Genomic DNA, 13667 nt, shown 5'->3' with positions numbered 1-13667 from the left:
CTCCTGAGCCTTCGCTTGCCCCTAAAGCTAAGTTTCGCGTATTATGGACGTCTATACGTATAAATGTCCAAATCAAATTAAGCGGGCGCCGTACCGGTTTTACCTTTTCAGCGGCATCAACCCGGCTTAGGCTACACAGGACAGTCACTTTTTTGTACTTTGCAGGTGTTTTTTATGGCAACTCCAGTGTTATCCCAGGCGACCAGGGCGCTTGCCCACAGCCGTCAACAGCGACTGAACGAGGATCTCTCCAAGCGTATTCTTATCCTCGACGGCGCCATGGGAACCATGATCCAGGGTCACAAACTGGAGGAAGAGCACTATCGCGGCAGCCGCTTCGCCCACTGGCACTGCGACGTAAAAGGCAATAACGACCTCTTGGTGCTGACCCAGCCTGAAATCATCAAAGGCATTCACCGCGAGTATCTGCTGGCCGGTGCCGACATTATCGAAACCAACACCTTTAACGCCACCACGGTTGCCATGGCCGACTATGAGATGGAGGCGATCTCGGCCGAGATTAACCTTGTTGGTGCCCGCATCGCCCGCGAAGTGGCCGATGAAGTGGAAGCCCAAACCGGCATCCCCCGCTATGTGGCCGGCGTACTTGGCCCCACCAACCGCACCTGCTCCATCAGCCCGGATGTGAATGACCCGGGCTACCGTAATATCCACTTCGATGATTTGGTGGCCGCCTACCGCGAGTCCACCGCCGCCCTGATTGAAGGCGGCGCCGATATCATCATGGTGGAAACCATTTTCGATACCCTGAACGCCAAGGCGGCACTGTTTGCCATCGAATCAATTTTTGATGAAGTTGGCTTGCGCCTGCCGGTGATGATTTCCGGCACCATTACCGATGCCTCCGGCCGTACCCTGACAGGCCAGACCACCGAAGCCTTTTACAACTCGCTGCGCCATATCAAACCCATCAGCATGGGCCTTAACTGTGCCCTGGGGCCAAAAGAGCTGCGCCCTTATGTAGAAGAACTTTCCCGCATCAGCGAATGCTATGTGTCGGCCCACCCCAATGCGGGTCTGCCGAACGAGTTCGGTGGCTACGATGAAACGCCCGAAGAAATGGCCGACATCATAGTCCAGTGGGCCATCGAGGGCATGCTGAACATAGTCGGCGGCTGCTGCGGTACTACCCCGGATCATATCCGCGTTATCCGCGAAGCCGTTGAAAAACACGCCCCGCGCAAGTTGCCGGAAATCCCGGTTGCCTGTCGTCTCGCCGGGCTTGAACCGCTTACCATCAGCGCCGACAGCCTGTTTGTAAACGTAGGTGAGCGCACCAACGTCACAGGCTCGGCCAAGTTTTTGAAGCTGATTAAAGAAGGCCAATACGAGACCGCGCTGGATGTGGCCCGGGATCAGGTGGAAAACGGCGCCCAGATCATCGATATCAACATGGATGAGGGCATGCTGGACGGCGAAGAGGTGATGACCACTTTCCTCAATCTGGTGGCCTCCGAGCCCGAGATCAGCAAGGTGCCCATCATGATTGACTCCTCCAAGTGGGAAGTCATAGAGGCGGGCCTTAAGTGCGTGCAGGGCAAGTGCATCGTTAACTCCATCTCCCTTAAAGAAGGCGAAGACAAGTTTATCGAGCAGGCCACTTTGGTGAAGCGCTACGGCGCCGCCGCCATCATCATGGCCTTTGATGAAACCGGCCAGGCCGATACCCGTGCCCGCAAAATTGAAATCTGTACCCGCGCCTATCGGATTCTGGTGGATAAAGTCGGCTTCCCACCGGAAGACATTATCTTCGACCCCAATATTTTTGCCGTGGCAACCGGCATCGAAGAGCACGACAACTACGCGGTGGACTTTATCGAGGCGGTGCGCGATATCAAGGCCACCCTGCCCCATGCGATGATTTCCGGCGGCGTGTCCAACGTGTCCTTCTCGTTCCGAGGCAACAACCCGGTGCGCGAGGCCATCCACGCCGTGTTCCTCTACCATGCCATTAAAGAAGGCATGGACATGGGCATTGTCAACGCCGGGCAGCTGGCGATTTACGACGATATTCCCGCCGAGCTTAAAGAGCGGGTCGAAGCCGTGGTGCTTAACCTGCCCTGCCCGGTAGCCGATTCTAGCAACACAGAGCAGCTGCTTGAAATCGCTGAGAAGTATCGCGGCGGCGCTGGCGGCAGTGCCGGTAAAAAAGAAGATTTGGAATGGCGCAGCCTGCCGGTGAACAAGCGCCTTGAACATGCGCTGGTAAAAGGCATTACCGAATTTATCGACGCCGACACCGAAGAAGCCCGTCAGCAGGCTACCCGTCCGCTGGATGTGATTGAAGGCCCGCTGATGGACGGCATGAACGTGGTGGGCGACCTCTTTGGCGAGGGCAAGATGTTCCTGCCCCAAGTGGTTAAATCCGCCCGGGTGATGAAAAAGGCCGTGGCCTACTTAAACCCCTTTATCGAGGCCGAAAAGGTCGCCGGTCAAAGCAACGGCAAGGTGTTGATGGTCACGGTAAAAGGCGACGTGCACGACATCGGCAAGAATATCGTCGGCGTGGTGCTCGCCTGTAACGGCTACGAGGTGATTGACCTTGGCGTTATGGTGCCGGTGGAAAAAATCGTCGAAGTCGCCAAAAAAGAGCAGGTCGACATTATCGGCATGTCGGGGCTGATTACCCCGAGCCTCGATGAGATGGTGCATAACGTGAAAACCTTCGAGCGCGAAGGACTCACCATTCCCGCCATCATCGGCGGCGCCACCTGCTCGAAAATCCATACTGCGGTCAAGATTGCGCCCCACTATCCACACGGCGCCATCTACATCCCGGATGCGTCCCGCGCCGTGCCCATGGTGAGCAAACTCATCAACGATGAGACCCGCGATGCCACCATCAAGGCCACCTACGATGAATACCATGTGATGCGCGAAAAACGCCTGTCACAAGCCAAGCGCAAGGAGATTGTCTCCATCGATGCGGCGCGGGAAAACCGCTGTCAGCTCGACTGGGCCAACTACCAGCCAAAAGTGCCCAACAAGCTTGGCATTCAGGTGTTTGAAGACTACCCGCTGGATGATTTGGTCGACCGCATCGACTGGACGCCGTTTTTCCGCGCCTGGGAACTACACGGCCACTTCCCCCGTATTCTCGACGATGAAGTGGTAGGCGAAGAGGCCCGTAAGCTGTACGCCGACGCCAAAGCCATGCTGCAAACCATCATCGATGAAAAGTGGCTCACCGCCAAAGGGGTGATTGGCCTGTTCCCGGCCAATACCGTGAACCATGACGATATCGAGCTTTACACCGACGAGAGCCGCAGCGAAGTGCTGATGACCACCCATCATTTGCGGATGCAAATCGAGCGTGTTGGTAACGATAACTTCTGTCTGTCAGACTTTGTTGCCCCCAAAGACAGCGGTGTAGCCGACTACACCGGCGGCTTTGCGGTGTGCGCAGGCCACGGCATCGATGAGCATCTGGCACGCTTTGAAGCCAACCACGATGATTACAACGCCATCATGCTCAAGGTGCTGGCCGACCGTCTGGCCGAAGCCTTCGCCGAGCGCATGCACGAGCGGGTACGTAAAGAGTTTTGGGGTTATGCCGCCGACGAAAACCTGGATAACGAGGCGCTTATTCGCGAGAAATACCGCGGCATCCGCCCCGCCCCCGGCTACCCCGCCTGCCCGGATCACACCGAGAAGGGGCTGTTGTGGGACTTGCTGAGACCCAACGAGTGCATTGACCTCAATATCACCGAAAGCTTCGCCATGTACCCCACGGCGGCAGTAAGCGGCTGGTACTTCGCCCACCCACAGGCCCGCTACTTTGGCGTAACCAACATCGGCAAAGATCAGGTAGAAGACTACGCCCGCCGCAAAGGGATGGCGGTGGCCGAAGCCGAGAAGTGGTTAACACCGGTTTTGGACTATGACCCTGAATAAGTTGCCCTGAATGATCAGGGACGTGGATCACCCTATCGGGGATTAATAACAAAAGCCGCATTACGCGGCTTTTGTTTTTGGGCCTAAGCCCAGAGCGCTACTGCCAACTAAGTAGCTCACCAACCGGCTAAAAACTGGCCGCCAACTCTGTTGAAACGAATCACCTGCGGTGCGCCTTCGCATATCCTCATCCGTGACACGCTGCAAGTACGTCCCTGTAAAAGTGCCGGTGCGGTATCCCCAGCTCTCACACTTAACCCGGTTAAGCGTGGCTTATTCAGACTTCATTTGCTTCTGACTTTCTTGTGCCAAAGCGTGCTGCAGATTGACGCTGGTCGCCAGTTCGTCCGCGGTTGCAACGCGGCCGTGCACGCTGATGATGTGGTCGGCTTCAAACCTGGCGTCACGCAACACCTGTTGCAAGTGCTCGGCGAGAGGGTAAGCCGCAACAGGCCCTTGATTGGGCACCATGAACATGTCGCCCTGCAGGACGGCGCGCGATGCAGGGAACAGGGTCACCAGCATGTCCTGTGCGTGGCCAGTGCGCACCGGCAGCAGACGCAAAGCCAGATTACCCCGCAGCAAATCGCGTGCGTCACCGACTTCGATAATCTGTATCTGGTCGGCCCCGGCCACGTTTCGCATCAGTGCGGTGCGACCACCGACGCCGGTCCAGATCTGCGGCTGCAGGTCGAGCCAAGCCGACAAGCCTGCCTGATGATCGCTATGGCCATGGGAATACACAATGTCGGTCACAGGGCGGCCGGGAAATGCGGCGGTGATTTCGCGGCGCATCGCTTCGCCTTCTTCCTTGCTGCGCGGCGTGTCGAACAGCACTATGCCCTCGCTGCCGACCGCAAACGCCATGTGGTAGGTGGACGGCGAACCTTCGAGGCGGTACAGATCCCCTTCGACCTTGACGATGCGCAAACCATTGCGCGGATATGCATCGGCGTAACCGGCTGGGATTTGAAAATCGGCGGGCTTGGCAGCGGCGGCTTGCAAGGTTACATCGGTATATTCCCTTAGCTGACGATCGCCGCGCATCACTTTGATTTGCCGGGGCTGTCGCAGTTCGCCTTCACCGGCCCATTGGGTATAGAGGTATTGCTGTTCGCCCTTAATCAGGGCCGACACTTCACCTGTGGCATCGCGCTGCACCTGCAGTGTACGGCCCGCCGGGTCCACCAGAGTTTGCCCACCGTTCTCATCAACCGCCGATGTTTCGCGTGCGAGCTTTAATAACAGCACGGGGCTGAGCAACAGCATATCAGCGTAGGAGATGCTGGCACTCTCCGGTCCGTCAATTTCGGTTTCGGTGCCCGTGCGCCAACCCGCCAGATCGACCGACTTCAGGCCCTGTGGGCCGCCTACCTCAAGAAAATGAAAGGTAATATCACCCGGAAATGTGCTCCAGCGTTCGCTGCGATAGCGCCCTTGATCATCCAACAATAACTGCTGCTTCAGCGGAAATGCGTATTCGGCATTGGCGGGATCCGGTGCCTGACCGCGCGCAATGCCATGACCGGAAACATTGATTTGCCAATCAGCCGCCTGAGCAAACCCCTGCGTCAACAGAGCGGCGGCGGTGATAACAAAGGCGGAAATAATACGCATCAGATAGGGCTCCATGGATAAAGTCATGCCACTCCGGGCGGACGAAAATGCTGAATGTTTAAACAAGTAATCCGGCGGCCAGTGTATTACCCGGGTAGGCATCTGCCAAAACCAAGTGTGTAAGTATTTGTTTTGGCTGACTTGATTAAAAAGGGAGTAAGCAAATTGGGCATGCCGGGCCGACAAGTACCACGACAAGGCTGAATAATGATTTTTTCCAAACACGAAAAACAGGGCAACCTTATCTTTTTCTGACCTGAACATCACCGAAAGCTTCGCCATGTATCCCACAGCGGCAGTAAACGGCTGGAACTTCGCCCCCCAGAGGCGCGCTACTTGGGTGTGACCAATATCGGCAAAGATCAGGTAAAAGACTACGCCCGCCGCAAGGGAATGACGGTTGCTGAAACGGAGAAGTAGTTGGCACCGGTGTGAGACTATGACCCTGAATAAGCGAGCCGGATTGATTGTCGGCACTCTTTGCAGCAGCCAAGCTGCGCTTGGCAAAGGTGGTGGGGCAAATGCATCCATGCACAACGGCCAGTTCGCCATCCCAGGCTCTCGCTTGTGAGCCAGTCGCTGCGCGACACTCTCGCCTGATTAGACTGACGCTGCCCCGGCTTCCATGCCCTCGGCCGCTCAGAGCAGGATGGGCATATTCTCCAGCAAAAGTATTTTGGGTGTCCTGACTCTTTTATCACACGATTTACTGATAGTGCAGAAGCGCATCCTCAATAACCTGCTGATACTCTGACGCGTTAAACCAAAAGGAAGGAAATTCAGAATAATCGCGTTTAGGCCAACCATCGAACTGCCAATATACCCAACCATCGCGATTGCAAACATTGGCATAAAAGAATGAACATTCGACTTGCCCACAACTACAGCCAAGAAGAATGATCCGAACATCCCCTTCTTCGAGACTCTTAAGCCAGTTGAACAACGAATATTCTTGTACATCGGATTCATGCAAAAAAACGTCGTTAAACTCGGCAATGCCTTGTTGCTGCTCAAATTGAGAAATAATCTCAGTTAACCGAACGCCATTGATGTTCACACCGAGCCTGAGTTTACTCTTTTGCCGGTGTTTGGTCTCTTCCAGTTCCCATGTCAGCGCAAGCTGGTCCATCATCGCCCTCTTTTGTTGCCGGTCCGAGCGTAGAATTACGCTCCCGGTTTAGTCAGCCTCATCTACAATCCAATTCATTTCGACGAACTTTCCCTCATCCCGAGCCGAATATGTTTGTGATAACGACTATTTCTGGCTAACTTACCGATAGTTAACAATAGAGCAAGGAGTGTTCTATGGAAACATGTTTGAGCATGTCAAAGAGATGGGTTTCCGTAAAACTCATGATTTTATTACTTTTCACTCAAAGCCTTATAGCATGTGCTGTCCCCAGTGAGACCTCGCCCAGCCATCAACTCAGTAATATTATCGACCATGATGCATTAAGCGAATTACTCAACTATGCCTGCTCACAAAAGCTTGATCGCAGGGCAAGTCTGTTGATTATGTTTTCCCCCCCTGAGTCTCTGTGGTCAGAACAATCGTATCGCTGCGGTGATGACAATGTTTTTGACTTTTCAGACCGAAGACCGCCTATCCAATTGCCAGCTGAAATATTTTCCAGCACAGATGAACAATGGATACTGGAAGCTTATCGCTTAATCCAACAAGGAACTTACTCTTTAATGGGAGAATGGATTCACCCTAAAAATCCGAAAGAGATCAGCTTCCTTCATCGAGCATTTGCAAAACATCCATATATCACGGCAAGACTGATGGCATCAGCCCCCGCTCCTCATGTGGGTGAAGTTTGGCAATTGCTTTACCAGCATATGGATAGAATCTTGTTGGACTCACCTGCTGTTGAAGACCAGCGTTTGCTTGCCTTTGCAATGGCTCGCGACGGGCGGGAACAAGAAGCTATTTCGTTAATTCAACAGCTCTTGAGCCAAGGCGACTTTGCCAGCTTATATGTACTGCCGTTCGTGACACTAGATACTCCAAAACCGATTGAGAACGAAGATGAAATGGCTGATACCACCGAGCCTGAATTGGGTTATCAAGTGTTGGCAATGCTGGAAAACTTTGTTTATCAGCAAAATTATCCGAAAGAATTTTGTGCTTGGGCCCAGGATTTGGAACCTGGTCCACTCGCCAATTATGTGGCAACTTTGCTGGTGAACTTTCAAGAAAACCTTCCCTGTACTGAAGGGTAATCCAATATGAATCTATTACGTTGCGCCCTACTGCCTTTGGCTTTATCGAGCGTGCTCTCAGGTTGTCAAAAAGATGGTGGGCCCTGTGTTTACCAAGAGTTTGAAGACAGCTTTCAAATTGCTGAGATTCAAGGAGAACAAGTTCAATTCGAAGGCCGCATTATGCCCCCGCTTGCCATGCACTGGTTTGCCCAACCGCCGCAGGTTGGACAAAAAATTAACATTAAAGGGAAACGATTAGTTCAGGGGAGCTGTAATCCCCTGGAAATTTTATCAGTTACGGAAGACTACTGAATTAAATAATCGATTTAAAAGTGCATGGATGAACGTTTGCCGATGGATTTAAAATCTGGGATATCATATCTACGAGTTCATTCTTTTCAAAAACGCCGTCAGGCAATATCGAATTCATGACTTTCTTTAGCTCAGGCAATAACTGGTCTCAATTTCTCTCACATGTACACTGTGTCATTTTTTGAATTTACTATTTACTCAAAATCAATTTATTTTCAGTTGCTAAAATTCATGTTGAGATTTCCATCGGCTCCAGTGTATGGGAATTCTTATCAATGCCATGGTCTTAAATTTGGGGAGAGGTTATCGTTTTTAGTGGATGCCACCCAATCATTTGGATTTCAGTAAACGGGCGCTTCATTCGCCTGGTGTTCGTGGCAAGGGGGCGTGTCGCGGTTTATACCTTAAGGGCATACACCGGCGGCACGCAGGAGGACCCTATGAACACGCCGTTAACCGATGAGGCTCTGGACACCCTGTTCCGCAAGGCCCGCACCCACGGCCACTGGCTGGATAAGCCCGTTTCCGATGAGACTTTGAAGCAAATCTATGAACTGATGAAATGGGCGCCCACCAGCGTCAATGGCAGCCCGGCGCGGATACTCTTTCTGCGCAGTGAGGCTGCTAAACAGCGGCTGTTACCGGCGCTGGCCTCGGGCAATGTAGAAAAAACCATGATGGCGCCGGTGACTGCCATCATAGGCTACGACCTGCGCTTTTACGAACGCTTACCCAAGCTTGCGCCCCACAATCCGGCAATGAAAGAGATGTTTATCAAGGCACCGGAGCTCGCCGAGGTTACCGCCCGGCGCAACAGTTCGCTGCAGGGGGCGTATTTTATCCTCGCCGCCCGCGCACTGGGGCTGGACTGCGGCCCCATGTCCGGCTTCGATAATGCCAAGGTGGATCAGGAATTTTTCGCTGCCGGTCAGCAGGCCTACCCCGATGAGCAGGAGTTTTTCACCACTGGCTGCACCCGCAGCAACTTCCTGTGTAATCTCGGCTATGGCGACAGCAACAAGCTGCATCCCAGGCAACCGAGGCTGAGTTTCGACGAGGCCTGTCAGCTACTTTAATTAAGTGCTGTGGATAGGCGAGCCGCTTTTGTTCCTCTAGCGGCTCAGTTTACGATACTCAGCAAAAGGCTGGACTTTCATTAGGCTTTAAAATACATCAAACATTCACGCCGTGGGCCGCTTCTCGCTTCAAGCTGCCCATCAGTCAGATTAATGAAATTTAAAGGTTGGTGTCGTAAGCTGATATCGCCTTGATTCTTATCCGGCTTGCACCGGTAGCTAACAAAAGAGGCATGCCTTTCTGTGGCCCAAGGAATATCGCCACAGCAGGGCATCGAGAGGAAAACCTCGGCAAGAGGTGAATTCCCAACGACTGTGGATAGCGCAATCCTGGAGCCCATTGCATGAACAAGATCCATTTAATAACAGCGCTCTGTCTGTTTCCGCTGCTGTCAAACGCGGCTGACGACACTAGCACTACTGCAACCAAAACAGTTGCAAGCACCTCCGAGCGGCTGCTCAGCGTCGAGCGCCTGTGGCAACTCGAGCGAGTCGGCTCGCCTGTGGTGTCACCCAACGGCCAGTACATCATAGCGCCGGTCACCCGTTTCGATGTTAAAGAAGACAAGGGTTACACCCGTCTGTGGCTGTTTGACCGCAACGGCAACAAGCAGCGCCCCATCACCGCCGAAGGCCTCGGCGCCAGTGAGCCCGTATTCTCCCCCGACAGCAGCACACTCGCCTTTGTCAGCAAGCGCGATAAAGACGATGCCGGTCAGATTTACCTGCTGCCGATGACAGGCCCGGGGGAAGCACAGCGCCTGACCGAGGTGCCCACAGGTGTGTATGGCATCAAGTGGGTCGGCAAGCATCTCTACTTTATCGCCAATGTGTGGCCGCAAAAGAGCTGGGATGAGATGGCCGAGCAACTCAAGGCCGACAAAGACAAGAAGCTGTCGGCCCGTCAGTGGAATGCCCTGCCCTATTCCCAGTTCGACCACTGGATTGATGAAAACCGTCAGGCCCATGTATTCCGTATTGCCGCCAGCGGCGGCGAAGTAGAAGCCATCACCCAACCCCTTGGCCGCGAGCTGCCACGCTCAAGCCAAAGTTCAGGTGACTACGATATCGATGCCAACGAGCAGTATATCGCCTTCACCTCAAACGGCTGGGACAATCAGGTTGACCCCAATATCGACCTCTTCCTCGCCCGCATCGGCGGCAATCAGGCCGACAACCTGACGCCGGACAACAAGGCGCCGGATGACAGCCCTAGCTTCAGCCCAGATGGCGACACCCTCGCCTTCAGTCGCCAGCATATTCAGGGCTTTTATGCCGATACGTCGCGGTTGATGCTGTATGACATGGACAGCAAGAAGCTTAAATCCCTTACCGATGGCTGGGATCGTTCCCTGGGCAGTTTCGTGTGGAGCAAGGATGGCAAGAGCCTGTTCAGCAACATCGATGACGCCGCCACCCAGCGCCTGTATCAAATCGATGCCAAAACCGGCAAACCCAGGGCCATCACCAAGGCCACCAGCTTTGGTGCCCCGGCCGTTGCCGACAAAAACACCCTGGTTGCCACCAATGACAGCTTCCTCTATCCCCCACGCCTGGTGACTGTGGATGTAAAGAGCGGCAAAACCACCCGTCTGGACACGTTCAACGATGAACTGCTGAGGCAAACTGATCTTGGCCACTACGAGTCGGTGACCTACAAGGGCGCAGACGGCAAAGACATCCAGATGTGGGTGCACTACCCACCGGGTTTTGACAAGAGCAAGAAATACCCGCTGTTCCTGCTTATTCACGGCGGTCCGCACAATGCCATTGGCGACTCGTTCAGCTACCGCTGGAACGCCCAGACCTTCTCCTCCTGGGGTTATGTCACCGCATGGCCAAACTTCCATGGTTCCAGCGGTTTTGGGCAGGAGTTTGCCGATGCCATCAACCCTGACTGGCGCACCAAGCCGCTGGCGGATATTCAGGCCGCAACCAAATACTTTGAGGCCCAGACCTGGATTGATACCGAGCGCATGGTGGCCGGTGGTGCGAGCTACGGCGGCTACCTGACCTCGATACTGCTGGGCACAGAGCATCCGTTCAAGGCGCTGCTCATTCATGCTGCCGTGTATAACATGTACTCGCAAATGGCAGCCGACTTTGCCGTGCACAGCACCCGCTTCGGCGGCTTTTGGGAAAGCCCCGAGATCTACAAAACTATCTCGCCCCACTATCACGCCGACAAGTTCAACACCCCGACTCTGGTTATTCACGGTCAGCTGGACTACCGCGTACCTGTGGGTCAGGGCTTTGAGCTGTTCCGCACCCTGCAAACCAAGGGCATAGAGTCGCGGATGATTTACTTCCCCGACGAGAACCATTGGATCCTCAAACCCAATAATTCCATTTATTGGTACAACGAAGTCAAAGACTGGATGACCCGCTTCGCCGAGCCGGGCGCACGCTGATTATCCCAGCCAACGGCCCCGCATTGCGGGGCTATTTTTTAGCTGGCGTTCAAGTGTTCGACAGAGCGATCTCATTGTTCTTTCAACCTAGTACGACCAGCAAGATTGCGCCTTGGCTAAGCCCGACTATCCCTATAAACTCCGTGACCAAGATCACAGCCGCATTTTGAAGGACAGCCAGCGTGCCGATATTCAACGCCTTTGACAGCAAATCCCGCACCAGCGATCTCATGGGTGGGGTAACCGCAGCCATAGTGTCGCTGCCCCTGGCACTGGCCTTCGGTGTGGCCTCCGGCGCCGGCGCCCAGGCCGGTATTTACGGTGCCCTGCTGGTGGGCCTGTTTGCCGCCCTCTTTGGTGGCACCCGCACCCTGATTTCTGAGCCCACGGGCCCCATGACTGTGGTCACCACTGCGGTGATTGCCAGCTTCACCGCCACTCATCCCGACAAGGGGCTGGCCATGGCCTTTACCGTGGTGATGCTGGCGGGTCTGGTTCAGATTATCCTCGGCGCGCTCAAGTTCGGCCGCTACATTACCCTGATGCCGTACAGTGTGATTTCCGGCTTTATGTCGGGTATTGGTGTGCTGCTCATCATCCTGCAGCTGCCCAATCTGGTGGGGGTTGCCGGCATCTCCGGCGGCGCAGTGGGGGTTATCGAAGCCCTGCCAACGCTTATCGGCAATATCAAATGGCAGGAGCTGGTGCTGGCGCTTTCGGCGCTGGCGCTGATGCAAATTGTGCCCAAACTCATCAAGATGCGCTTGCCACCCCAACTGCTGGCGCTGGTGTTTTGTACCCTCGCCTCGGTGTTGCTGCTGGACATAGAGGATGTGCGGCGTATCGGTGAAATCAACATTGGTCTGCCATCGCTGATTATCCCCACCTTTACCTACGGTGAGTTGACCCACATGCTCATCAGCGCCGTGATGCTGGGCGCCCTTGGCTGTATCGACTCACTGATTACCGCCGTGATTGCCGACCGCCTCACCCGGGTTGAGCACAACTCCAACAAAGAACTGATTGGTCAGGGCCTTGGCAATATCGCCTCGGGCCTGTGCGGCGGCCTGCCCGGCGCCGGCTCCACCATGGGCACTGTGGTCAACATTCAGGCCGGTGCCAGCAGCGCCCTCTCCGGCGTGGTGCGGGTACTGACCCTGCTTATCGTGTTTTCCCTCGCCGCGGGAATAGTGGAATACATCCCCATGGCGGTGCTGGCGGCCATTGCCTTTAAGGTTGGTTTGAATATTCTCGACTGGGCCTTTGTAAAGCGTGCCCACCAATTGTCGCGCTCGGCAGCCATGACCATGTATGTGGTCATGGTGCTCACCGTGTTTGTGGATTTGATTGTGGCCGTGGGTGTGGGCATGTTTATCGCCAACCTTATCACCATCGACCGCCTGTCACAGTTGCAGGAGCGCAACATCAACGCCATCAACGACTCGGGTGAAGCCTCCGACATGCGCCCCAACGAAAAGCGCATGTTGGATGCCATCAACGAGAAGTCCAATACCCTGCTTTTGAGCCTGAGCGGCCCTATGATTTTCGGCGTTGCCAAGACTCTGCAGCGCGAATCCATTGCTGTGAAATCTGCCGAGACCCTGGTGCTGGATTTATGCCGGGTGCCCTACATGGACTCCACCACCGGCCTTGCCATCGAAAACGTACTGCTGGACGCCAAGGACTGTGGCTGCAATGTGTATCTGGTGGTGCCGCGCAAATACAGCTGGGAAGCCAACTTCATCGACCACCACAGCGATCTGCCCATTTTCCACAGCCGTGCCGATGCGCTTTCAAGCCTCGCCGCCTCGCTGGGCATTGAAGTGGACGAACTTAACGCCAAGGCCGCCAGCGGTGCGGCAGTGGGCAAGACGACATCCGGCAGTGCCTCACTCTGAGGCACTGCCATTCGCTGCGGTAGTTGATGGATGCCCCGATACTCACTAAGCCGGGCAGGATTTACTACGTCAGTATTCGCCAAGCGAAGGATGTTCAACTTCGATACTGCGGTGTCGGTGGCACTTGGGATGCCATGTGCCCCTCTCTATGGAAAGCCGAAACGAAGGAGCGGCCTTGCCCGCCGCCCTATCCGCGCCTCACATCACGACCTTTCAAAAGGCCTATCCCC

8 protein-coding genes and 1 pseudogene are annotated in these 13667 nt (G+C 54.7%); 7 read left to right on the top strand and 2 right to left on the bottom strand.

All coding sequences use genetic code 11. The features are described 5' to 3' along the window. The first annotated feature begins 174 nt into the window (after positions 1–174). On the top strand, positions 175–3915 hold the full coding sequence (gene metH / locus K0H63_RS04180) for a methionine synthase (RefSeq protein WP_220066868.1): 3741 nt from the start codon (positions 175–177) through the stop codon (positions 3913–3915). Positions 3916–4188: 273 nt separating this feature from the next. Here the strand turns inward: metH and K0H63_RS20255 are convergent, their stop codons facing one another. After that, the gene (locus K0H63_RS20255; RefSeq protein WP_434086760.1) at positions 4189–4710 is read right to left on the bottom strand and encodes an MBL fold metallo-hydrolase; all 522 of its coding nucleotides are present in this window, start codon (positions 4708–4710) and stop codon (positions 4189–4191) included. 1075 nt (positions 4711–5785) lie between these two features. On the opposite strand from K0H63_RS20255, the pseudogene K0H63_RS20250 reads away from it, so the two are divergent. Further along, positions 5786–5952: pseudogene (locus K0H63_RS20250) on the top strand (vitamin B12 dependent-methionine synthase activation domain-containing protein); the annotation flags it as partial. A 286-nt stretch (positions 5953–6238) separates the two neighbouring features. Here K0H63_RS20250 and K0H63_RS04170 read toward each other — a convergent pair. Next, complete coding sequence (locus K0H63_RS04170) at positions 6239–6661, bottom strand: hypothetical protein (protein WP_220066866.1); 423 nt, start codon at positions 6659–6661, stop codon at positions 6239–6241. A 176-nt stretch (positions 6662–6837) separates the two neighbouring features. On the opposite strand from K0H63_RS04170, the gene K0H63_RS04165 reads away from it, so the two are divergent. The 5 genes from K0H63_RS04165 (at position 6838) to K0H63_RS04145 (ending at position 13437) form a co-directional block, all read left to right on the top strand. Then, positions 6838–7758 carry a hypothetical protein gene (locus K0H63_RS04165; RefSeq protein WP_220066865.1) on the top strand — a complete coding sequence of 307 codons (921 nt, stop codon included), beginning with the start codon at positions 6838–6840 and terminating at the stop codon, positions 7756–7758. A gap of 6 nt (positions 7759–7764) precedes the next feature. Beyond that, positions 7765–8052: a hypothetical protein gene (locus K0H63_RS04160; RefSeq protein ID WP_220066864.1), complete on the top strand. Its 288-nt coding sequence runs from the start codon at positions 7765–7767 to the stop codon at positions 8050–8052. A 440-nt stretch (positions 8053–8492) separates the two neighbouring features. Then, a complete protein-coding gene (locus K0H63_RS04155; RefSeq protein WP_220066863.1) occupies positions 8493–9128 on the top strand; it encodes a malonic semialdehyde reductase in 636 nt (211 codons plus the stop codon). 344 nt (positions 9129–9472) lie between these two features. After that, positions 9473–11539, top strand: coding sequence for a S9 family peptidase (locus tag K0H63_RS04150; RefSeq protein ID WP_220066862.1), 2067 nt, complete (start codon positions 9473–9475; stop codon positions 11537–11539). Between the two features lie 182 nt (positions 11540–11721). Further along, a complete protein-coding gene (locus tag K0H63_RS04145) occupies positions 11722–13437 on the top strand; it encodes a SulP family inorganic anion transporter (protein ID WP_220066861.1) in 1716 nt (571 codons plus the stop codon). The last annotated feature ends 230 nt before the right edge of the window (positions 13438–13667 follow it).

Source organism: Shewanella zhangzhouensis (assembly GCF_019457615.1).
GTDB classification, from domain to species: Bacteria; Pseudomonadota; Gammaproteobacteria; order Enterobacterales; family Shewanellaceae; genus Shewanella; species Shewanella zhangzhouensis.
The sequence above is the reverse complement of the archived record's forward strand: the minus strand, read 5'-3'. Positions and strand labels throughout refer to the sequence as shown.